Source organism: Streptomyces sp. P9(2023) (assembly GCF_032436795.1).
GTDB lineage: Bacteria > Actinomycetota > Actinomycetes > Streptomycetales > Streptomycetaceae > Streptomyces.
In genome coordinates this window covers 1-20,263 of sequence record NZ_JAUPWM010000058.1, presented here as the reverse complement: position 1 = coordinate 20,263, position 20,263 = coordinate 1, and the positions used below count along the sequence as shown (strand labels likewise).

Below are 20,263 nucleotides of genomic sequence, written 5' to 3'. Positions count from 1 at the left end.
AACGGAATCTTGCCGTCCAACGCCCACTGACGAAGCGTCATCGGGTGTATCCCGAGACGCTTCGCAGCCTTGGACATACGCAGCAACTCCATGCCCTCAACTATACAGGCACAACACTAGGGATAACTAATGAAGTTGATGAGCCTGCCAGCTCGCCCAGGTGGCCGAGTACGACCACCGGCGCGCGCCACACCCCCGGCCCGGATCCACGGCCTGAGGGGCGGGGCGGTGTACGGGTAGGGCCATGACCATCCCCGTGGACAGACTCAGCGACCCCGCCGTGCGTGCCTTCGTCACGGCCCTCAACGCCAACGACCAGGAGGCCTTCCAGGCCGCCCTCACCCCCGACGCCACCATGTCCGACGACGGCTCGGAGCGGAACCTCGCCGAGTGGACCGACAAGGAGGTCTTCTCCTCGCGCGGCCACATGGAGATCGAGTCCGAGAAGGACGACGGTCGCACCCTCGTCGCCCGCTACCGCAACGACACGTGGGGCGAGATGCGGACCGGCTGGCGGTTCGACGTGAAGGACGGGAAGATCGCCCGGTTCGAGACCGGTCAGGCGTAGGCCTCCGCAGGCGTACCGGGCGGGGTTGGGAGCCCCGCTCCTAACCCCGCCCGATGTACGGCATCGTCGTCGCCATCACCGTCGCGAACTGCACGTTCGCCTCCAGCGGCAGGGCCGCCATGTGCACCACCGTCGCCGCCACGTCGGCCGCGTCCATCACCGGCTCCACCGCCAGCTGCCCGTTGGCCTGCGGGATGCCCGTCTGCATCCGCTCGGTCATCTCCGTCGCCGCGTTGCCGATGTCGATCTGACCGCAGGCGATCCGGTACGGCCGCCCGTCCAGCGACAGCGACTTCGTGAGGCCCGTCATCGCGTGCTTCGTCGCCGTGTACGCGATCGAGTGCGGGCGCGGCACGTGCGCCGAGATCGAGCCGTTGTTGATGATCCGGCCGCCCTGCGGGGACTGCTCCTTCATCGCCCGGAAGGCCGCCTGCGCGCACAGGAACGCGCCCGTCAGGTTGATGTCCACGACCGAGCGCCAGGTCTCGTAGGGCAGGTCCTCGACCGGGGTGCCGCCGCCCGCGAACGTGCCCGCGTTGTTGAAGAGCAGGTCGACCCGGCCCCACCGGTCCCGTACCGCCTCGAAGAGAGCCTGCACCGCCTCCGGTGACGTCACGTCCGTGGGGACGACGAGGACGTCGTCCCGCGCCGCCGCCGTCTCCTCCAGCGGCTCCCGCCGGCGGCCCGCCAGCGCCACCGACCAGCCCGCCTCGGCCAGGGCCAGGGCCACACCTCGGCCGATCCCCGAACCCGCTCCCGTCACCACCGCGATCCGCGACTCAGTGCTCATGGGCGCGCAGCGTACGGCAGGCGCGTGCCCCATGAACTCATCCGTCCGACACATGGATGTTCTGTACCCGACAACCCAGTGACGTCCCGCGCCACTCCAATGCCTGACGGACAACATCCGTCAGGGGATGGGCACATGACGTACGCACAGACCCACACCGACGAACTCCGCGCCGCCGCCCGGCACTTCGGCCGCCGCCGTTTCCTCACCGCAACCGGCGCCGCCGCCGCGCTCGCCTTCGCCGTCCAGCTGCCCGCCGCCGGCGTTTCCTCACCGCCACCGGCGCCGCCGAGCTGAACCCGCGCCGGATCACCGAGGACCCGTTCACCCTGGGGGTGGCATCCGGCGACCCTCCCCCTACCTTCGGTGGGGGGACCCCCAGCCCGGCTCCGTCCTCCTCCGGACCCGGCTCGCGCCCCGCCCCTACGAGCCCGACGCCGGACTGCCCCGCGCCAGGGTCGCCGTCCGCTGGGAGCTCGCCCACGACGAGCGGTTCACCCGTGTCGTACGGCGCGGCAGTGCCACCGCCCACCCCGAGTTCCAGCACAGCGTCCACGTACCCGTCGACCACCTCGACGCGGACCGCCTGTACTACTACCGGTTCCTCGTCGGCGACTGGACCAGCCCCGTCGGCCGCACCCGGACCGCCCCCGCCGCCGACGCCCGGATCTCCGAACTCAAGATCGCCGCCGTCTCCTGCCAGGCGTACCACGACGGCTACTTCACCGCCTACCGGCACCTCGCCCAGGAGGACGTCGACGTCGTCTTCCACCTCGGCGACTACCTCTACGAGTACGCCGTCAACGCCACCGGCGGAGCCCGCGCCTACGCCGACCGCCGGCTGCCCGCCCACTTCAACCGGGAGACGATCACCCTGGAGGACTACCGGCTGCGGTACGCCCTCTACAAGTCGGACCCCGATCTGATGGCCGCCCACGCCGCGCACCCCTTCGCGGTCACCTGGGACGACCACGAGACCGAGAACAACTACGCGGGCGGCACCCCCGAGAACGACGTGCCGCCGGAGGAGTTCCTGCTCCGCCGCGCCGCCGCCTACCGCGCCTACGGGGAGAACCAGCCTCCCCCAAGCTCTCGGCTGCGCTCGAGCAGGGGGACCCCCATCGGCAGCCCCAGCAGCCCGAGGGCGCGGACATGCGGCTCTACCGCCGCCTCCGCTTCGGGCGGCTCGCCCAGTTCGACATCCTCGACACCCGCCAGTACCGCTCCGACCAGGCGTACGGCGACGGCTGGCGGGTGCCGGGCCCCGAGTCCGAGGACCCCGCGCGCACCATGACCGGTGCCACGCAGGAGCGCTGGCTGCTCGACGGCCGGCAGGCCTCGGACGCGCTGTGGAACGTCGTCCCGCAGCAGGTCGTCTTCGCCGAGCGGCGCGACGTGCCGACCGACGCCTTCAAGCTCTCCATGGACTCCTGGGACGGCTACCCGGCCTCCCGGCAGCGGATCCTGGACGGCGCGGTGGCGGCCGGGGTCGAGAACCTGATGGTCCTCACCGGCGACGTGCACGTCGGCTACGGCCTCGACATCAAGGCCGACCACCGCGACCCGGCCTCCCGCACCCTCGGCACCGAGATCGTCGCCACCTCGATCGCCAGCGGCAAGGACGGCGCCGACCGGCCCGCCGACTACGGCAACCTCACCACCGCCAACCCGCACATGAAGTTCTACAACGGGCGGCGCGGCTATGCGACGGTCGCGCTCGGCGAGGACGGCGCCCGCGCCGACTTCCGTACGGTCGCGGCCGTGACGACCCCGGGCGCCCCGGTCACCACGGCCGGCTCCTTCGTCACGGAGGCGGGGAATCCGGGCCTCAAGCCCGCGTAGCGACCAATTCGCCGGGATAGCGGACGCCGATGCGGTCCCGTACCGCGTCGAGCGTCCGCATCACCGCCAGCGAGCCGTCCAGCGGCACGAGCGGGGACTCCGTCAGGCCCGCCCGCAGACAGCGCGCGACCTCGGCGGCCTCCGGCAGCAGCGACTGCCGGTCGCGCTCGGGGTCGTCCCCGTCGAGGACGAACTCCTCCGGCTCCCGGCCGTGCCGCCGCAGCGTGAAGCGGTCCGGGAAGAAGAAGCCGTGCGGCAGGTCGACCCGGCCCTCCGACCCCGTCACGGATGCGGTCATCGGGGTGTCCGCCACCACCGAGCAGGACAGCAGCGCCGAGGCCCCGGACGACCAGCCGAGCAGCATCCCGGTGTTCAGGTCCACGCCCTCGGGCGACAGCAGTGCGTGCGCCTGGACCGAGTCCGGCTCGCCGAGCAGCAGCTGCGCGAAGGAGACCGGATAGACCCCGAGGTCCAGGAGCGCCCCGCCACCGACCGCCGGGTCACGCAGCCGGTGGTCAGGAGCGAACGGGCCCGCGAGCCCGAAGTCCGCCTGGACGGTCCTGACCTCGCCGATCGCGCCGTCCGCGACCAGCTCCGCGAGGCGCCGGATCAGCGGGTTGCAGTACATCCACATGGCCTCCATCAGGAAGAGACCACGGTCCCGGGCGAGCGCGACCAACTCCTCTGCCTCGCGCGCGTTCAGGGTGAGAGCCTTCTCGCAGAGGACCGCCTTTCCCGCCTCCAGGGCGAGCCCGGCGGCCTCCCGGTGGGCGTGGTGCGGGGTCGCCACGTACACCACGTCGACGTCCGGATCGGCGACGAGCGCGGACCACTCCCCGTACGCCTTCGGTATCCCGAACCGGTCGGCGAAGGCCCGCGCCGACGCCTCCGTACGGGAGGCCACGGCCACCACCTCCGCGCCGTCCGCCGCACGCAGCTCGCCGGCGAACTTCGCCGCGATCCCGCCCGTCGCCAGCACGCCCCACCGCACGGTCTTCCCCATGCCCGACCCCATGCCCCACCCCAGAAAGGTCTCGACCTGTCCCGTCGAGCTGAGAGCATAGGGAAAGTTTCAACGAAATGGAGCAGTCGATGCCGGAGAGCGGCCAGCCCACGAAGCAAGGATCGAAAGACCACATATCCGCCGGTCCCGCCGCCTCCCTACGGCGCGCGAGTCTGCTCGTCACGCTCGTCCTCGGCGGTCTCACCGCGCTCCCGCCGCTCTCCATGGACATGTACCTGCCGGCCCTGCCGGAGGTCACCGAATCGCTGCGCTCGCCCGCCGCGACCGTCCAGCTGACCCTGACCGCCTGCCTGGCCGGGATGGCGCTCGGCCAGCTCGTCGTCGGCCCCATGAGCGACAAGTGGGGGCGCCGCCGCCCGCTGCTCATCGGCATGCTCGTGTACGTGGCCGCCACCGCGGTCTGCGCGTTCGCGCCCACCGTCGACCTGCTCATCGCATTCCGGCTGCTCCAGGGCCTGGCGGGCGCGGCCGGCATCGTCATCGCCCGGGCCGTCGTCCGCGACCTGTACGACGGTGTCGCGATGGCCCGGTTCTTCTCCACCCTGATGCTGATCTCGGGCGTCGCCCCGATCATCGCCCCGCTGATCGGCGGCCAGATCCTGCGGATCACCGACTGGCGGGGCGTCTTCCACGTCCTCGCCGTCATCGGCGTGCTGCTGACCCTGGTGGTCTGGAAGTGGCTGGCGGAGACGCTGCCGCCCGAGCGGCGCCACCAGGGCGGGGTCGGCGAGGCGCTGCGCACCATGCGCGGGCTGCTCGCCGACCGGGTCTTCACCGGCTACGTGCTGGCCGGCGGCCTCGGCTTCGCCGCGCTCTTCGCGTACATCTCGGCCTCCCCGTTCGTCGTCCAGGAGATCTACGGCGCCTCGCCGCAGACCTTCAGCCTCCTCTTCGGCCTCAACTCCATCGGCCTCGTCGCCGTCGGCCAGATCAACGGCAAGCTGCTCGTCGGCCGGGTCAGCCTGGACAAGGCGCTGGGCTGGGGGCTCGGGGTGATCGTGCTCGCCGCGGTGGCGCTGCTGTTCATGACGAGCGGCGTCTTCGGGGAGCCGAGCCTCGCGGCCGTGGCCGCCGGACTCTTCGTCCTGATGTCGGCGATGGGTCTCGTCCTGCCCAACACCAACGCGCAGGCGCTGATGCGCACCCCGCACGCGGCGGGCTCCGCCTCCGCGCTGCTCGGCACCTCGTCCTTCCTCATCGGCGCGATCGCCTCCCCGCTCGTCGGCATCGCGGGCGAGGCCACGGCCGTCCCGATGGCCGTCGTCCAGCTGGTCTGCGCGGTCGGGGCGCTCGCCTGCTTCCTGGGTCTGTGCCGGCCGTGGCGCACCCCGGAATCCGCCTGACGGAAGCCGCCTAAAATGTGGAGGTGAACGCCTCCCCTTCCCTCCCCTCCGGTGCCGCGCTGCGTGCCGCGCTCGCCGGGCTGCTCGACGGGCTGCCGCCGCGCCAGGCGGCCTCGGCCGTCGACCGGCTGATCGCCAACTACCGGGGGACCACCCCGACCGACGCCCCGGTGCTCCGCGACCGTTCCGACGTCGCCGCGTACGCCGCGTACCGGATGCCGGCGACGTTCGAGGCGGTACGGGCGACACTCGACGCCCTGCGGGGCGCGGCGCCCGCGTGGGAGCCCGCCACGCACACCGACGTCGGCGGCGGCACCGGCGCGGCTAGCTGGGCGGTCGCGGAGGCCTGGGACGGGACCCCGCGCACGACCGTGCTCGACTGGGCGGAGCCCGCGCTCGCCCTCGGGAAGGAACTGGCCGACGGGGTCTTCGACGCGGAGTGGCGGCGGGCCCGGATCGGCGGGGCGCTGCGGCTCGACGCGACGGACCTGGTGACCGTCTCGTACGTCCTGAAGGAGCTGACCGAGGCCGACCGGACGGCGCTCGTGACCGAGGCGGCGCGGGTCGCGCAGGCCGTCGTGATCGTCGAGCCGGGCACGCCCGACGGCTACGAGCGGATCATCGCCGCCCGCTCCCTCCTCGTCGAGGCGGGCTTCACCGTGGCCGCGCCCTGCCCGCACAGCGGCACCTGCCCGATCGAGCCGGGCCGGGACTGGTGCCACTTCGCGGCCCGGGTGAGCAGGTCGTCGCTGCACCGGCAGGTGAAGGGCGGTTCGCTGCCGTACGAGGACGAGAAGTTCAGTTACGTGGCGGCGACCCGGTTCCCCGTCGAGCCGGTGGCCTCACGGGTGGTCCGGAAGCCCCAGATCCGCAAGGGCCAGGTCCTCCTCGACCTCTGCGGCCCCGAGGAGACCGGGCTGACCCGCGAGACGGTCACCAAGCGCCACGGAGCCCTGTACAAGGCGGCCAGGGACACCGAGTGGGGCGACCCCTGGCCCCCGGAGCAGGGGCCAGGGACGCACACCTAGGCGCGCAGCTCCTGGGTGCAGCACTTCACGCTGCCGCCGCCCTTGAGCAGTTCCGACAGGTCCATGCCCAGGGGCTCGAAGCCCCGGTCACGGAGCGGTTCGAAGAGGCCCACCGCCGCCTGGGGCAGCAGCACGTGCCGGCCGTCGCTGACCGCGTTCATGCCGAGCGTCGCCGCGTCCCGCTCCGTCGCGAGCAGGGCGTCGGGGTAGAGCCGCGCGAGGACGTCGCGGCTGCCGGGGGAGAAGGCGCCGGGGTAGTACATGATCTCGTCGCCCTCGGAGTCCAGGACGCACAGGGCGGTGTCCAGGTGGTAGTAGCGCGGGTCCACCAGCTCCAGGCCGACCACCGGGCGGCCGAAGAACTCCTGCGCCTCCAGGTGGGCGAGCGGGCTGGAGCGGAAGCCCCGGCCGGCCAGGATCCACGACGAGGTGACCGCGAAGTCGCCCTCGCCCTCGTTCACGTGCTCCGGAACACGCACCTCCGTGTACCCGTTGTCGCGGAACCAGTCCAGGTGCGCGGCCTCCTCCTCCGTACGTTCCGAGTGGGCGAACCGCGCGCCGAGGACCCGGCCGTCCACCACGGTCGCGCCGTTGGCGGTGTAGACCATGTCCGGCAGGCCGGGGCGCGGGTCGAGGAGTTCGACGGTGTGGCCGAGGGTGCGGTAGCGGGCGGTCAGGTCCTCCCACTGGGCGAGGGCGAGCGGCAGGTCGACCGGTTTCGTGGGGTCCATCCAGGGGTTGATGGAGTACGTCACCTCGAAGTGCGTGGGTGCGCACATGAGATAACGGCGGGGCGAGGCCTCGCGCGGGGTCTGGCGCAATGAGGGCTCCTCACGGACGGAAGAACAGTCGTCGGACGGAGCCCATGGTCCGCCCTCGAACGGCTCCGCGCAGTGAACCGTTCGGGTGGTTCCACAGAACATAGGACGGGGCAGGGGTGCCGAGTAGGCGAGACGTGCCGTCTCGCCTACTGGTAGATTGGGGTCATGCCCGCCACCAAGAGCTCCCAGGGTTCCGCCGCAAAGACCCCCGACGCCTCCCGGCGCAGCGAACGCTCCCGCCGCGCCATCTTCGACGCCGCCCTCGCCCTCGTCTCCGAGTCCGGCTACGCCAGGACGACCATCGAGGGCATCGCCGCCCGCGCCGGCGTCGGCAAGCAGACCATCTACCGCTGGTGGCCCTCCAAGGCCGCCGTCCTCCTCGACGCCTTCCTCGACCTCGCCGCCCGGGCGAACGAGGCGCTCGGCGGCGACGCCGACAGTGAGATCCCCGACACCGGCGACCTCGCCGCCGACCTCAGGTACGTGCTCCGCGCCACCGTCGACGAGCTGAACAACCCCACCTACGACGCCCCCTCCCGCGCCCTTGCCGCCGAGGGCATGGTCAACCCCGAGCTCGGCGCCCAGTTCGTGGAGAAGCTCCTGGAACCCCAGCTCCAGTACTACGTACGCCGCATCGAGGCCGCCCAGGCGGCCGGTGACGTCGACCCCGACATCGACCCCAGGGTCGCCCTCGAACTCCTCGTCGGCCCGCTGAACCACCGCTGGCTCCACCGCACCCTGCCGCTCACCCACGCCTACGCCGACACCCTCGTCGACTACGCGCTGCGCGGGCTCGCGCCCAGGGCGTAACCCCGTTACGTACCCCGGTTGGGGACTCCGGTCACCTGAACCACCGGAAGATGCGACGATGGGCAGAGCCGAACGGGCGAGTACAGGTGTGAGGGGATAGATGGGCGACGGTATCGGCCGCTACCGCGGCACGGAGAGCAGGCTCGCGCAGTGGCTGCGCAGGCGCCCGAAACGCACCGCGGCCGAGGACGAGAACCGCCGCGAGGCACTGCTCCTGGCCACCGCCGCCGCCGGACTGCCCCTGGCCCCCGCCGCGTACCCCGTCGGGTACCGCTGCTCCTGTGAGCGCATGGGCTGTCCCACCCCCGCCCGGCACCCCGTCTCCTTCGCCTGGCAGACCCAGTCGACCACCGACCGCGCCCAGATCGAGCGCTGGGCCCGCAACGAGCCCGAGGCGAACTTCGTCACCGCCACCGGCATGGTCCACGACGTCCTCGACGTGCCGCTGGCGGCCGGCCGGGCCGCCCTGGAGCGCCTCCTCGACCAGGACATCGAGGTCGGACCGGTCGCCGAGTCCGCCGAGAGCGCGGGCGACGGCGGCCGGATGCTCTTCTTCACCGCCACCCGCGGCACCCCCGAGGACGAGGACGAGTGGTGGCCCTGCGAGCTGGACTGCCATCCGGAGACCATGGACGAGCATCCTGGCCTTCGCTGGCACTGTCGCGGCTCCTACGTCCTCGTACCGCCGGCCCGGCTCATCGGTGACCAGGACGAGCAGCCGTCGGTCGCCTGGGTCCGCGGACCCGAGCACGCCCTGCCGGACCCGCTGAACCTCCTGGAGACCCTCACCGACGCCTGTGCCCGGCACGCGGCCGAGGACGGCGACCGGCACGCCGAACACGAGGAGGCGGCCTGGCCGCTGGGCCGCCGCTGACAGCCGGCGGCGCCGAGCGGTCCGCGTGGCGGGCTACGAGCCCTTCGCGCCCGTGACGCCCTGGAGCCTGCCCGTGACCGTGACCCCGTCCCGGGCCGTACCCGCGGGCTTCACCAGGACGGACTGGCTCGTCATCCACTCCTTCGTGACGGTGTTCTTCACCTCGCCCGTCATCAGCGCCTTCACGTCCTCGCCGACCTTCGGCCGGTACCCCTTGGCCGCCGTCTGCCGCTCGAAGTAGCGCGTCGCGAAGAAGACCATCGCCCCGCCGTCCTCGGTGGCGAGCGCCAGCGGAGCGAAGTCCCCGGTGTCCGTGGGCTGGTCGATGTACTGCGTCGCCAGGCCCACCCGCTTCGCGCCCTTCTGCCGCTCCTCACGCCACCCGGTGGTGTGGGGCCCGGCGGCGAAGGGGCCCAGCTCCCCGCCTCCGAGGAACGAGACGTACGTCCTGCCCAGGTCCTTCGGCGCGACCGCGAGACCGTTCGAGTCCGCGGCGACCGGGACCGCGTAGCCGCCCTCCGTCCTGAACGCGGGGATCTCGTCCGAGGTCAGGATCGCCAGATAGGCGGCCTCCCACGGCTGGTCGGAGCCGTTGCGCAAGAAAGCCAGCAGCCAGCGGTTGTCGCCCGGGCCTTCGTCGGTGTCCCGGTTGGAGTCGGTGTCCGCGACGAACCAGCGCGGCCAGCCCGCCTTCTTCGGCACGACGAACTTCGCGTCGGTGAGCTCCAGCGGCCGGTGGTTCGGGTTCCCGTCGGGCTGGGTGACCGAACGGGACTTCAGACCGGCCTGGTTGATCGCCCCGAGCGGCCCGGTCACCTGCTCCGCGTCGAGCGCCGGGTCGTGCTCCTTGTCGGCCTTGTTGTAGGCCGACGTGAACTCCTCGAGGACCTGCTCGGCCTCGGACTTCGTCGTCGCCGGCACCAGCTCCCGTTCGCCGTGCACCGTCACGCAGCCGCTCGCCGTCAGCGCGAGCACGCTCGCCACAGCCGTCGACATGAACACGCGGGACGCCTGGGCCGGTCGTCGCTCGGGCGCCACGACGGCACCGGACGGTCGGCTCAGCTCAGGGAGTGCCCTCGACGGGCGCCTCGGCCTTCTCATCGGTCGCCTTCTGCTCCTTCACCGGCACGGACGGACCCGACCCTACCGGGGCCAGGAACAGCGCGAGCGTCGGGACCAGATAGAGCGCCCACACCGTGACCTGAAGGACCGTCGGGTTCGGCTGGAAGTTGAAGACACCCTTGAGGAGCGTCCCGTACCAGCTGTCCGGCGGGATCGTCGCCGAGATGTCGAAGGCCTTGTTCGCGAGGCCGCCCAGGAAGCGCGCCTCCTGGAGGTCGTGCACGCCGTACGCGAGGACACCGGCCGCCACCACGACGAGCATCCCGCCGGTCCAGGTGAAGAACTTCGCCAGGTTGATCTTCAGCGCGCCCCGGTAGAACAGCCAGCCGAGCAGCACCGCCGTCGCGATGCCGAGCAGTACACCGATCAGCGGCGCGGAGGTGCCGTCCGAGGAGGCCCGTACCGACGCCCAGACGAAGAGCGCGGTCTCCAGGCCCTCACGGCCCACCGCCAGGAACGCGGTGGCGACCAGCGCGCCCGTGCCCATCCGGAGGGCCGCGTCGAGCTTGCCGTGCAGCTCGGACCTCAGGTGCCGGGCGGTGCGCCGCATCCAGAAGACCATCCAGGTCACCAGGACCACCGCGAGGATGGAGAGCGAGCCGCCCAGCAGCTCCTGCGCCTCGAACGTCAGCTCCCGCGAGCCGAATTCGAGCGTCGCGCCGAAGGCGAGCGCGATCCCGACCGCCCCCCGATGCCGGTCCAGATCGGCTTCAGGGCGTCGCGCCGGTCGGTCTTCACCAGGTACGCGATGAGGATGCAGACGACCAGACTGGCTTCCAGGCCCTCGCGCAGGCCGATCAGATAGTTGCCGAACACGGCGGTCCCTCCCTGGTCATGCGAACAGTGCCCGGCCCCACCAGTCGTCCTTGTCGCGGACGCCCGGCGGGACGGCGAAGAGCGCCGAACCCACGTGCTGGATGTATTCGTTGAGGACGTCCGCGCGGGCCAGCGAGGTCTGCACGGGGATGAAGCCGGTGCGGACGTCGCGCTGGTACGCGAGGAAGAACAGGCCCGCTTCGAGGCGGCCGAGGCCGTCGGTGCCGTCGGTGAAGGAGTAGCCGCGGCGCAGGATCGTGGCCCCGTTGTTGGTGTCGGGGTGGGCGAGGCGGACGTGCGACTCGGGCTTCATCGCCTTGAGGAACGGCACCCTCCTCGGGGCCGCCGGCGCCACCGCCCTCGCGGGCGCGGCCGTCGTCTTCGCGACCCGCCGCCGCACGCAGGAGTCCTGAGCCACGCGCTCCTGAGACCGCCACCCCCCACAGGCAGGGCCGCACCCCCGGAATCGGCGGTGCGGCCCTGCCGCATGCCCGGCTAGCGTGCGGACCATGCGTATCCACCGCGAGCACATCCCCGGTTGCGTCCTGCGCGCCGAAGGGCCGTCCGACCCCCCGCCCCTGCACTGGGAGATGGCGGACGGCCGCCGGATGCTGCTCCGCCGGTCGGCACGACCCGTCCTGCTGGCGCGCGGCGACGAGGACCGGGGCGGGGCACGGATCCACCGGCGGGACGGTTACCGCTCGCCCCTGCCGCCGATACGGGCCGACGAGTCCCGGGGAATGCCCGACTGGACGGGCCGGTACGCCAGTTGGCTGGCCGGGACCGACGAGGGACCGCTGCACGCGGGCCGGTGGGTGTTCGGGGCGCGGGAGGTGTTCCCGCCGTACGTCTGGGGCGACGACTTCCTGACGGCCTGGCCGGACGTCCACCTGGACTGGAACGACGGCTGGAACGGCGTCGTCCCTCTACGGGAGCTGTCCGCCCCGGACGCCCCGCGCGTCAAGGCGTACCGCAGACAGGCCAGGGAGGGCACTCTCGCACCCGTACTCCTGTGGTGGACCACGGCCTTCGACGGCTGGTTGCTCCTGGACGGCCACGACCGGGCGGTGGCTGAGCTGGCCGAGGGGCGGACCCCGCGCACGGTCGTCCTGGCCCGAGGAAAGGACGAGGAGGGCATGGCCGAAGACCTCGCCCTGGTGTCCGAGGAGTATGAGCGGCTGATGGCGCACGCCTTCGACGCGCCCGCCCCGGCGCGGCAGCGGACGGTGCGGGGACTCTCCGATTTCGCCGTCAGCGTCCCGTACGACGAGGCACGCACCCGCGCCTGGCCGATTCCGGGTGGGCCCGACGAGTGGGACCGGTGGATGCTTGAATTCCGCCATGAACGCGACCGTGACGAGTAGCGCCACCGACATCGACGTCCTGCGTGTCTTCTGCGCCGGTGACGGGCGGTACGGCAACGCCCTGGGTGTCGTACGGGACGGGCGTACGTATCCCGACGAGGCGGCGCGGCAGGCGCTCGCGAAGGAACTCGGGTTCAGCGAGACCGTGTTCGTGGACGACCCCGAGCGCGGAATCGTCGACATCTACACGCCCGGTGTGCGGCTGCCCTTCGCCGGTCACCCGCTCGTCGGCACCGCCTGGCTGCTCGACCTGGAGGTCGTCCGGCCGCCCGCCGGTGAGGTGTGGGTGCGCGGGGACGGCGAGTTCACCTGGATCGAGGCCCGCGCCGAGTGGGCGCCGCCGCGGACCCTGCGGCAGTACGCGTCCGCCGCCGAGGTCGACGCGCTCGACGTGCCCGAGCAGGGGGAGTGGATCTACGCGTGGGCCTGGGAGGACGAGGCCGCCGGGCGGGTCAGGGCGCGCGGGTTCCCCGGGCGCGGGGACGGCATCGACGAGGACGAGGCGACCGGCGCCGCGGCCCTGCTGCTCACCGCCCGGCTGGGCCGCGCCCTCAACATCACGCAGGGCCGGGGATCGCAGCTCCTGACGGCCCCCGGCCCCGACGGCGTGATCGAACTCGGCGGTCGGGTCCGCCTGGAGCGGACCCTGACCACCGGCTGACGCACCCTTACGCGCTCAGCGGGAACTCGCTGCCCAGCTCCCGGAACACCGCACCGTTGAAGTCGAACGCGCGCTTGCACTCGTCGATGATCCGCTGCTTCTCCAGATCGTCCGCGTTGACCCCGTCGAGCAGCTCCCGGTACGTCCGCTTGAACGCCGCCGGGTTCGTGATCTCCTCGAACACGTAGAAGCGGACGCCGTCGCCCTTGCGCGCGAAGCCCCAGGTGCGCTCCGCCTTGTCGCGGATGATCTGGCCGCCCGAGAGGTCGCCGAGGTAACGCGTGTAGTGGTGGGCCACGTACCCCGCCGGCCACTCCCGCGCGCACTCCGCGACCCGCGCCGCGTACGCCGCCGTGGCCGGCAGCGGGGAGAGCCCGGCACGCCAGTCCGGGCCGCGGAGGTGGGCGAGGTCCTGCTCGAGCGCGGCCGTACGGAACAGCTCCTGCTGTATGAACGGCCCGGCGACCGGATCGTCCTTCAGCGCCGCGGCGCCCTCCTCCAGCGCGCGGTACACGAACCAGAGCTGCTCCGTGTACCGGGTATAGGCATCGACCGCGAGCCGCCCGCCGAGCAGGTCGCTCATGAAGGTCGACGTCTCGGCCTCGGTGTGCTGCTCGTGAGAGGCCGTGCGGATGAGCGTCGAGAAGGGCGTGTCCAAGGCGTGCCTCCGGAGCCGATGGGGACGGGAACCTGTTGAGATACTGCTACTTAGGCTTACCTAAGTCAACTGGTTCCCGACGTCCTGTCGGTAAAGACGCTACCCGCAGAAGGCGTCAGGGCAACGTGAGGATCTCGGCCCCGCTCGCCGTGACCACGAGCGTGTGCTCGAACTGGGCCGTCCGCTTGCGGTCCTTCGTCACGACCGTCCAGCCGTCGTCCCACATGTCGTACTCGTGCGTGCCCAGCGTCAGCATCGGCTCGATGGTGAACGTCATGCCGGGCTGGATGACCGTGGTCGCGTGCGGGGCGTCGTAGTGCGGGATGATCAACCCGGAATGGAACGACGAGTTGATGCCGTGTCCGGTGAAGTCGCGCACGACCCCGTAGCCGAAGCGCTTGGCGTACGACTCGATGACCCGGCCGATGATGTTGATCTGGCGGCCGGGCTTGACCGCCTTGATGGCCCGGTTGAGGGACTCGCGGGTGCGCTCCACCAGCAGCCGGGACTCCTCGTCCACGTCGCCGCACAGATAGGTGGCGTTGTTGTCGCCGTGGACCCCGTTGATGTACGCCGTGACGTCCAGGTTCACGATGTCGCCGTCCTGGAGGACGGTGGAGTCGGGGATCCCGTGACAGATGACCTCGTTGACCGAGGAGCAGAGTGACTTCGGGTAGCCGCGGTAGCCGAGGGTGGAGGGGTACGCCCCGTGGTCGCACATGAACTCGTGCGCGACCCGGTCCAGCTCGTCCGTGGTGACACCCGGCGCGATGTGCTTGGCGGCCTCCTCCATCGCCTGCGCGGCGATGCGGCCGGCGATCCGCATCCGCTCGATCGTGTCGGAGTCCTGCACCTCGGGCCCCGTGTACGGGGTGGGTGCGGGCTTCCCGACGTACTCGGGACGGCGGATGGCTCCCGGAACGGAGCGGTGGGGGGAGAGCTCCCCCGGTACGAGCAGCGACTGGCCAGACATGTCAGCGAGTCTATCGACCACGTCTGGGGCAGCATGGCCTCAGAGGAAGGAGCCGACGATGGCCCTGTTCAGGAAGCGCACGGTGGGCAAGCCGGGCGAGTGGTACTACTGCCTGGAGCACAAGAAGGTGGAGGAGGGCCCGGAGTGCCCGGCCAAGAACCGCTTCGGCCCGTACGCCAGCAGGGCGGAGGCGTCCCGCGCGATGGAGACCGCGCAGGAACGCAACCTGGAGTGGGAGACGGATCCCAAGTGGCACGACGCCCCGAAAAAGAACGCCCCGCAGGACGACCCGAGGCCGGACGAGACGCCCGACTAGACGCCCGACCAGGGCAGGCTCGGACGAGAACCCGCTGATCCGACGCGTCAGGCGGCCGGGGCCCCGGCGGTCCCGGCCTCCGTCGTCTCGCGGGCCTCTTGCGCCGCCTTGTGGAGCAGCGCGTCCTCGTCCGTGTCGGAGTCGTACGTGAGCAGCTTCGGCAACGTCAGGCACAGCAGCCCCACCGCCGCCACGCAGGCGACACCACCGCTCCAGATCGCCGTCCGCGTGCCCGTCCAGCCCGCCAGGGCGCCCGCCCGGACCTGGCCGAGCTGCGGGCCGACGCTGTAGGACAGCACCTCGATCCCGGCCAGGCGGCCCCGCAGCTCCTCCGGGATCGTCTGGTTCCAGATGGTGGAGCGGCCGAGTCCGCTCAGCATGTCGCCGGCGCCCGCGAACCCCAGGCAGAGCAGCACCAGCCACACGTTCTGGAACCAGCCCGCCGCCGCGATCGCCAGCCCCCAGCCCGCCGCCCCGAACACCACCAGCAGCCCGTGCCGGCGGATCTTCGAGGTCCAGCCGCTGGTCATGCCCAGCACCAGCGAGCCGACCGAGCCCGCCGCGTACTCCCCCACAGCCTTAAGGGCGTGGGAGGTGCCCCCAACCCAGCGACCACTCCGCGTCCAGCTCCGCCGCCAGGAACGGGAAGATCGCGTTCGGGAAGGCGAAGAGCATCGCCGCCAGATCGATCGCGTACGTACCGAGGAGCACCGGCCGCGACCAGGCGTACCGCGCGCCCTCCGCGATCCCGCGCAGCGACGGCTTCTCGGCGTCGTGCGCGGGCGGGGCGGGGGAGAGCCGGCGGCAGAGCAGGACGGAGACCGCGAAGCCGACGACGGTCACGCCGTACGCCGTCCCGTGCCCCGCGTACGCCACGACCAGGCCCGCGAGCGCGGGGCCGGCGATGGCGCCCATCTGCCAGCGCAGCGAGTTGAGCGCGGCGGCCGCCGTCTGCTGCTCGTGCGGGACGATCCGGGCCATGAGCGAGTCGAGCGCGGGCCGCTGGAGCCCGGCCAGCGCGGCGACCGCGGCGGCGACGACGTACAACGGCCACAGCAGCGGCTCGGAGAGCAGCGCGTTGAGCAGCAGGATCAGGGCGAGCAGCCCGAGCCCCGCCTCCGTCGCGACGATCACCTTCCGCCGGTCCACGGCGTCCGCGAGTGCGCCGCCGTACAGCCCGAACACGACCAGCGGGACCAGCTCGGCGGCCCCCATCAGCCCCACGGCGAGCGGCGAGCCGGTCAGCTCCATGATCTGCAGCGGCAGCGCGATCAGCGCCATGAAGCTGCCGAAGTAGGTCACAAGACCCTGGACCCAGAGGAGCCGGAAGTCGCGGGAGGAGCGCCAGGGGGCGAGATCGGGGAGTACGGCGGAGAGCTTCGAGGTCACGAGGTGCCATGCTCCGTCGGTCGCGACGCGACCGGCAACCGAATTACGAGCCCCCGGGGCCCGGCCCTACCAGCCCGTCGGGGGCGGGGACGTCAGATGGTCGGCGAGGAGGGAGAGGCGGTCGCGGAAGCGGCGGCGGCCGCGCGGCGACGGCAGGCTGTTCTCGCCGGCCGCCGCGCTCACCAGGTGCTGGACGGTGTCCAGGTCCACCTCCGCGCCCGCCCGCACCGCCAGCGCCTCGTGCGCCAGGCCGTGCACCTCCGGGTCGCCGTCGTCCAGCGAGAGCACCGTCGCCCCCGCCCGGCGCGCGTCGTGGACCCGCTCCAGGAGCCGCGCGCCGGGCCGCTCCGGTGCCACGAGCAGCAGCGTCGCCCCGCGCCGCGCCGACTCCAGGCGCCCGAGGCCGACGGCCAGATGTGCCGGATCGCCCGGCCGCACCCGGTGCCGTACCAGCGTCGGCGCCAGTTCCGGCTGCCCCGACCAGGCCGCCTCGTCCACCAGGTGCGCCGCCAGGTGCCAGGGCTCGTACCCCTCCGTCCCCACCAGCAGCAGCCCGCCCCCCTGCGGGACGACGGAGGACCGGAGCGAACGCGCGAACCGGCGCGCCGCCCTCGGCCACTCCGTCCCGGCGAGCACCTCGCGCAGCAGCGCGACCCGTACGGCATCCATGGCGCCGCATCCTGCCGCAACCGGGCCGCCCGTGCGGGGCGGTTGCCCAGGGTTCCCCCGTACGGGATGCGGCGGGGGTTCCCCGTACGGGAACGGGATGGGGCGACCGGCCAGTAATGTCGAGGCCATGACTACGACTGACAGCAAGCCCGCCCCCAAGGACCCCTGGGACCTCCCGGACGTGTCCGGCCTCGTCGTCGGGGTCCTCGGCGGCACCGGCGACCAGGGCCGCGGCCTCGCCTACCGGCTCGCCAAGGCCGGCCAGAAGGTGATCATCGGCTCCCGCGCCGCCGACCGCGCGCAGACCGCCGCCGAGGAGCTGGGCCTGGGCGTCGAGGGCGCCGACAACGCCGAGTGCGCCCGCCGCAGCGACATCGTGATCGTCGCCGTGCCGTGGGACGGGCACGCCAAGACCCTGGAGTCGCTGCGCGCCGAACTCGCGGGCAAGCTCGTCGTCGACTGCGTCAACCCGCTCGGCTTCGACAAGAAGGGCGCCTACGCCCTCAAGCCCGAGGAGGGCTCCGCCGCCGAGCAGGCCGCGGCCCTGCTGCCCGACTCCCGGGTCGCCGCCGCCTTCCACCACCTCTCCGCCGTGCTGCTCCAGGACCCCGCGATCGACGAGATCGACACGGACGTGATGGTCCTCGGCGAGGAGCGCGCCGACGTCGAGATCGTCCAGGCGCTCGCCGGCCGCATCCCCGGCATGCGCGGCGTCTTCGCGGGCCGGCTGCGCAACGCCCACCAGGTCGAGTCGCTCGTCGCCAACCTGATCTCGGTCAACCGCCGCTACAAGGCCCACGCGGGTCTGCGGGTCACCGACGTCTGATCCGCACGGGGCATGGGGGACACTGGACGGGCACCGTCAGCCGTACCCGGACAGGAGCCGACCCCCATGCCCCGCCTCGCTCTCTACGCCCTCGCCGTCTGCGCCCTCGCGGTCGTCGCGGCCGTCGTCTCCTTCTCCGCGGGCATGTGGCTGGGGATCGTCTGGGTCCTCCTGGCCGGCCTCTCCTCCAACATGGCCTGGTACTACATCCGGCGCGCGAAGGTCGAGGCCGCCCGGGACGCGGCCGAGACCGCCTAGACCTCGCAGAGGCCCGGCGTCTCCTGCCAGAAGCGGTAGAGGTTCGAGCCGCAGTAGCGGGAGACCTCCGGTACGCCGAGCGCCCGCATCAGCGCGTCGATCGTGTCGAAGAACGCGCCGTTGACCGCCGGGACGAAGAGCAGCGCGATCACGACGAAGAAGCCGTACGGCGCGTACGGCTCGATCTGCCGCTTGATCTTGTACGACAGCCAGGGCTCGATCACCCCGTAGCCGTCCAGGCCCGGCACCGGCAGGAAGTTCAGCAGCGCCGCCGTCACCTGGAGGAACGCCAGGAAGGCCAGCGCGTACTGGAAGGCGAGCGGGACGCCGTCCAGCGCGTCCAGCCAGAACGGCGCCGTGCAGACGATCGCGAACAGCACGTTCGCCAGCGGGCCCGCCGCCGAGATCAGGCTGTGCTTCCAGCGGCCCCGGATCCGGCCCTGCTCGATGAAGACCGCGCCGCCGGGCAGACCGATGCCGCCCATGATCACGAACAGCACCGGCAGGATGATGCTGAGGACCGCGTGCGTGTAGGCGAGCGGATTGAGCGTGAGATAGCCCTTCGCGCCGACCGTGATGTCCCCGCCGTGGAGCGCGGTGCGGGCGTGCGCGTACTCGTGGAGACAGAGCGAGACGATCCACGCCGAGGTCACGAAGAGGAATATCGCCAGGCCCGTGGAGGCCGCGAAGTCGCTCCACACCGCCCAGCCGGTGACCGCCATGACGGCGAGGATCGCCAGGAAGACCGGGCTGATCCTGCGCTCATGGCTACGGGTGATGGCCGTGGTCATCGGTGGGACTCCCTGGGGCGCGGCGGGCTGTGTGCGGGAAACGTGCCGGGGCGGGGGCGAGTTCCTGCGATCGCCCCCGGCTCACGGAGAATAGGGCCTGTGCGCTATTCCGTCCTCGGTCCCACCCAGGTCCACACCGCCGACGGCCGCCCCGTCGCCCTCGGCGGCGCGCGGCTGCGGGCGCTGCTGACCGCGCTCGCGCTCCGCGCGGACCGGGCGGTTCCGGTCGCCACCCTGGTCGCCGAGGTCTGGCCCGACGACCCGCCGGCCGACGAGATCGCCGCGCTCCAGGCCCTGGTCGGCCGGCTGCGGCGGGTGCTCGGCCGGGAGGCGGTGGCGTCGGGGCCGGGCGGGTACCGGCTGGTGGCCGCCGTCGACGACGTGGACGCGCGCCGCTTCGAGCGGCTCGCGGGGGAGGGCGTACGGGCCCTGGACACGGGCGACCAGGCTCAGGCGGCGCGGCTGCTCGACGAGGCGCTTGGCCTCTGGCGGGGGCCCGCGGTCGCCGACCTGCCGGACCGTACGGCGGAGGCGGCCCGCTGGGAGGCCCGCCGCCTCGACGCCCGACGGGCCCGCTTCCGGGCGGCCCTCGCGCTGGGCGAGGCCGCGTCCGTCCTCCCCGAACTGGCCGCCCTCTGCGCGTCCCACCCCCTCGACGAACCCCTCCAGGCCCTCCGCATCCGCGCCCTGCGCGCCACCGGCCGCGCGGCGGAGGCGCTCGCCTCGTACGAGTCCTTCCGCCGCGCCCTGGCGGACAGCCTCGGCACTGACCCCTCCGCGGAGCTGCGCGCCCTCCACGCGGAGCTGCTCGCCCAGGAACCTGCCGCCCCGGCTCCGGTCTCCGTAAAGGCCCCCGTCCCGCCCCCGGCCGTCCGGCCCGGCAATCTGCGCGCCCGGCTGACCAGCTTCGTCGGGCGGGACCAGGACATCGCCCGGCTCCAGGAGGACCTGCGCGGCAGCCGGCTCGTCACCCTTCTCGGCCCCGGCGGAGCCGGGAAGACCCGGCTCTCCCAGGAGGCGGCCGAGCGGGCCGCCGACGCGGGGGCGGCCTGGCCCGACGGGGTGTGGCTGGCCGAGCTGGCGCCCGTCACCGACCCCGATGCCGTCCCCGAGACGGTGCTCGGGGCCGTCGGGGCGCGGGAGACCGTACTGCGCGGTGCGGGCGCCGAGGGGCTCCGGACCACGGACGAGCCGCTCGGGCGGCTGGTGGAGCACTGTGCGTCGCGTCGGCTGCTGGTGATTCTGGACAACTGTGAGCATGTGGTGGGTGCGGCGGCGGAGTTGGTGGACGTGCTGCTGGCGCGGTGTCCGGGGGTGACG

The 20,263-nt window shown here is 72.5% G+C and carries 20 protein-coding genes and 4 pseudogenes; 12 read left to right on the top strand and 12 right to left on the bottom strand.

The features are described from left to right. On the bottom strand, positions 1–92 hold a 92-nt coding region (locus Q5762_RS40110), incomplete at its 3' end, for a helix-turn-helix domain-containing protein (protein WP_399495299.1). 152 nt (positions 93–244) lie between these two features. Here Q5762_RS40110 and Q5762_RS35655 point away from each other — a divergent pair. Further along, the gene (locus Q5762_RS35655; protein WP_315896472.1) at positions 245–568 is read left to right on the top strand and encodes a nuclear transport factor 2 family protein; all 324 of its coding nucleotides are present in this window, start codon (positions 245–247) and stop codon (positions 566–568) included. A gap of 40 nt (positions 569–608) precedes the next feature. Here Q5762_RS35655 and Q5762_RS35650 read toward each other — a convergent pair whose 3' ends face one another. Further along, positions 609–1,358 carry an SDR family oxidoreductase gene (locus Q5762_RS35650; RefSeq protein ID WP_315896471.1) on the bottom strand — a complete coding sequence of 250 codons (750 nt, stop codon included), beginning with the start codon at positions 1,356–1,358 and terminating at the stop codon, positions 609–611. Positions 1,359–1,493: 135 nt separating this feature from the next. Between Q5762_RS35650 and Q5762_RS35645 the strand changes: the two are divergent. Next, positions 1,494–3,200 (top strand): annotated as a pseudogene (locus Q5762_RS35645) (alkaline phosphatase D family protein). On the opposite strand, the gene Q5762_RS35640 reads toward Q5762_RS35645, so the two are convergent. After that, positions 3,187–4,203 carry a Gfo/Idh/MocA family oxidoreductase gene (locus Q5762_RS35640; RefSeq protein ID WP_315896470.1) on the bottom strand — a complete coding sequence of 339 codons (1,017 nt, stop codon included), beginning with the start codon at positions 4,201–4,203 and terminating at the stop codon, positions 3,187–3,189. The pseudogene Q5762_RS35645 and the gene Q5762_RS35640 sit on opposite strands and share 14 nt — an antisense overlap. 89 nt (positions 4,204–4,292) lie before the next feature. Here Q5762_RS35640 and Q5762_RS35635 point away from each other — a divergent pair, with 89 nt between their 5' ends. Together Q5762_RS35635 and Q5762_RS35630 are read left to right on the top strand one after the other, a co-directional pair. After that, positions 4,293–5,567 (top strand): Bcr/CflA family multidrug efflux MFS transporter, encoded by a 1,275-nt coding sequence (locus tag Q5762_RS35635; RefSeq protein ID WP_315896474.1) that lies wholly within the window; start codon positions 4,293–4,295, stop codon positions 5,565–5,567. A 23-nt stretch (positions 5,568–5,590) separates the two neighbouring features. Next, positions 5,591–6,595 (top strand): small ribosomal subunit Rsm22 family protein, encoded by a 1,005-nt coding sequence (locus Q5762_RS35630; RefSeq protein WP_315896469.1) that lies wholly within the window; start codon positions 5,591–5,593, stop codon positions 6,593–6,595. Here the strand turns inward: Q5762_RS35630 and ddaH are convergent. Further along, a complete protein-coding gene (gene ddaH, locus Q5762_RS35625) occupies positions 6,592–7,416 on the bottom strand; it encodes a dimethylargininase (protein ID WP_399495452.1) in 825 nt (274 codons plus the stop codon). The two genes, Q5762_RS35630 and ddaH, sit on opposite strands and share 4 nt — an antisense overlap. Before the next feature lie 165 nt (positions 7,417–7,581). On the opposite strand from ddaH, the gene Q5762_RS35620 reads away from it, so the two are divergent. Both Q5762_RS35620 and Q5762_RS35615 read left to right on the top strand, forming a co-directional pair. Continuing rightward, positions 7,582–8,226 carry a TetR/AcrR family transcriptional regulator gene (locus Q5762_RS35620; protein WP_315896468.1) on the top strand — a complete coding sequence of 215 codons (645 nt, stop codon included), beginning with the start codon at positions 7,582–7,584 and terminating at the stop codon, positions 8,224–8,226. A 100-nt stretch (positions 8,227–8,326) separates the two neighbouring features. Beyond that, positions 8,327–9,100, top strand: a complete 774-nt coding sequence (locus Q5762_RS35615; protein WP_315896467.1) for a bifunctional DNA primase/polymerase — start codon at positions 8,327–8,329, stop codon at positions 9,098–9,100. Between the two features lie 33 nt (positions 9,101–9,133). Here Q5762_RS35615 and Q5762_RS35610 read toward each other — a convergent pair whose 3' ends face one another. From Q5762_RS35610 to Q5762_RS35600, 3 genes and pseudogenes are all read right to left on the bottom strand, one after another. Then, entirely contained in the window at positions 9,134–10,096 is a 963-nt protein-coding gene (locus Q5762_RS35610; protein ID WP_315896466.1) for a hypothetical protein, read from the bottom strand. 67 nt (positions 10,097–10,163) lie between these two features. Next, positions 10,164–11,038 (bottom strand): annotated as a pseudogene (gene efeU, locus Q5762_RS35605) (iron uptake transporter permease EfeU). A 16-nt stretch (positions 11,039–11,054) separates the two neighbouring features. Beyond that, positions 11,055–11,375: pseudogene (locus Q5762_RS35600) on the bottom strand (deferrochelatase/peroxidase EfeB); the annotation flags it as partial. Between the two features lie 172 nt (positions 11,376–11,547). Here Q5762_RS35600 and Q5762_RS35595 point away from each other — a divergent pair. Both Q5762_RS35595 and Q5762_RS35590 read left to right on the top strand, forming a co-directional pair. Further along, positions 11,548–12,402, top strand: coding sequence for a hypothetical protein (locus tag Q5762_RS35595; RefSeq protein WP_315896465.1), 855 nt, complete (start codon positions 11,548–11,550; stop codon positions 12,400–12,402). After that, positions 12,380–13,063, top strand: coding sequence for a PhzF family phenazine biosynthesis protein (locus Q5762_RS35590; protein WP_315896464.1), 684 nt, complete (start codon positions 12,380–12,382; stop codon positions 13,061–13,063). The genes Q5762_RS35595 and Q5762_RS35590 overlap by 23 nt, the downstream gene beginning before the upstream one ends. Before the next feature lie 7 nt (positions 13,064–13,070). Here the strand turns inward: Q5762_RS35590 and Q5762_RS35585 are convergent, their stop codons facing one another. Together Q5762_RS35585 and map are read right to left on the bottom strand one after the other, a co-directional pair. After that, a complete protein-coding gene (locus tag Q5762_RS35585) occupies positions 13,071–13,721 on the bottom strand; it encodes a biliverdin-producing heme oxygenase (RefSeq protein ID WP_315896463.1) in 651 nt (216 codons plus the stop codon). Positions 13,722–13,836: 115 nt separating this feature from the next. Next, on the bottom strand, positions 13,837–14,694 hold the full coding sequence (gene map / locus Q5762_RS35580) for a type I methionyl aminopeptidase (protein ID WP_315896462.1): 858 nt from the start codon (positions 14,692–14,694) through the stop codon (positions 13,837–13,839). Between the two features lie 58 nt (positions 14,695–14,752). On the opposite strand from map, the gene Q5762_RS35575 reads away from it, so the two are divergent. Then, complete coding sequence (locus Q5762_RS35575; RefSeq protein ID WP_315896461.1) at positions 14,753–15,010, top strand: hypothetical protein; 258 nt, start codon at positions 14,753–14,755, stop codon at positions 15,008–15,010. A gap of 47 nt (positions 15,011–15,057) precedes the next feature. On the opposite strand, the pseudogene Q5762_RS35570 reads toward Q5762_RS35575, so the two are convergent. Beyond that, positions 15,058–16,399: pseudogene (locus Q5762_RS35570) on the bottom strand (MFS transporter). A 66-nt stretch (positions 16,400–16,465) separates the two neighbouring features. Continuing rightward, a complete protein-coding gene (locus Q5762_RS35565; RefSeq protein ID WP_315896460.1) occupies positions 16,466–17,068 on the bottom strand; it encodes a hypothetical protein in 603 nt (200 codons plus the stop codon). Positions 17,069–17,195: 127 nt separating this feature from the next. On the opposite strand from Q5762_RS35565, the gene npdG reads away from it, so the two are divergent. After that, entirely contained in the window at positions 17,196–17,894 is a 699-nt protein-coding gene (npdG, locus tag Q5762_RS35560; RefSeq protein WP_315896459.1) for an NADPH-dependent F420 reductase, read from the top strand. Between the two features lie 12 nt (positions 17,895–17,906). Continuing rightward, entirely contained in the window at positions 17,907–18,152 is a 246-nt protein-coding gene (locus tag Q5762_RS35555) for a hypothetical protein (RefSeq protein ID WP_315896458.1), read from the top strand. Here the strand turns inward: Q5762_RS35555 and Q5762_RS35550 are convergent. Continuing rightward, positions 18,149–18,943, bottom strand: a complete 795-nt coding sequence (locus Q5762_RS35550; RefSeq protein ID WP_315896457.1) for a site-2 protease family protein — start codon at positions 18,941–18,943, stop codon at positions 18,149–18,151. The genes Q5762_RS35555 and Q5762_RS35550 overlap by 4 nt on opposite strands. Positions 18,944–19,042: 99 nt before the next feature. On the opposite strand from Q5762_RS35550, the gene Q5762_RS35545 reads away from it, so the two are divergent. Next, on the top strand, positions 19,043–20,263 hold a 1,221-nt coding region (locus tag Q5762_RS35545), incomplete at its 3' end, for a BTAD domain-containing putative transcriptional regulator (RefSeq protein WP_315896456.1).

Coding starts and splice junctions, on each gene's coding strand:
- Q5762_RS35550 (WP_315896457.1), bottom strand. CDS start 18,943: ATGACCACGGCCATCACCCGTAGCCATGAGCGCAGGATCAGCCCGGTC.
- map (WP_315896462.1), bottom strand. CDS start 14,694: ATGTCTGGCCAGTCGCTGCTCGTACCGGGGGAGCTCTCCCCCCACCGC.
- Q5762_RS35590 (WP_315896464.1), top strand. CDS start 12,380: ATGAACGCGACCGTGACGAGTAGCGCCACCGACATCGACGTCCTGCGT.
- Q5762_RS35620 (WP_315896468.1), top strand. CDS start 7,582: ATGCCCGCCACCAAGAGCTCCCAGGGTTCCGCCGCAAAGACCCCCGAC.
- Q5762_RS35640 (WP_315896470.1), bottom strand. CDS start 4,203: ATGGGGAAGACCGTGCGGTGGGGCGTGCTGGCGACGGGCGGGATCGCG.
- Q5762_RS35555 (WP_315896458.1), top strand. CDS start 17,907: ATGGGGGACACTGGACGGGCACCGTCAGCCGTACCCGGACAGGAGCCG.
- Q5762_RS35635 (WP_315896474.1), top strand. CDS start 4,293: ATGCCGGAGAGCGGCCAGCCCACGAAGCAAGGATCGAAAGACCACATA.
- Q5762_RS35655 (WP_315896472.1), top strand. CDS start 245: ATGACCATCCCCGTGGACAGACTCAGCGACCCCGCCGTGCGTGCCTTC.
- Q5762_RS35615 (WP_315896467.1), top strand. CDS start 8,327: ATGGGCGACGGTATCGGCCGCTACCGCGGCACGGAGAGCAGGCTCGCG.
- npdG (WP_315896459.1), top strand. CDS start 17,196: ATGACTACGACTGACAGCAAGCCCGCCCCCAAGGACCCCTGGGACCTC.
- Q5762_RS35595 (WP_315896465.1), top strand. CDS start 11,548: ATGCGTATCCACCGCGAGCACATCCCCGGTTGCGTCCTGCGCGCCGAA.
- Q5762_RS35575 (WP_315896461.1), top strand. CDS start 14,753: ATGGCCCTGTTCAGGAAGCGCACGGTGGGCAAGCCGGGCGAGTGGTAC.
- Q5762_RS35610 (WP_315896466.1), bottom strand. CDS start 10,096: ATGTCGACGGCTGTGGCGAGCGTGCTCGCGCTGACGGCGAGCGGCTGC.
- Q5762_RS35565 (WP_315896460.1), bottom strand. CDS start 17,068: ATGGATGCCGTACGGGTCGCGCTGCTGCGCGAGGTGCTCGCCGGGACG.
- Q5762_RS35650 (WP_315896471.1), bottom strand. CDS start 1,358: ATGAGCACTGAGTCGCGGATCGCGGTGGTGACGGGAGCGGGTTCGGGG.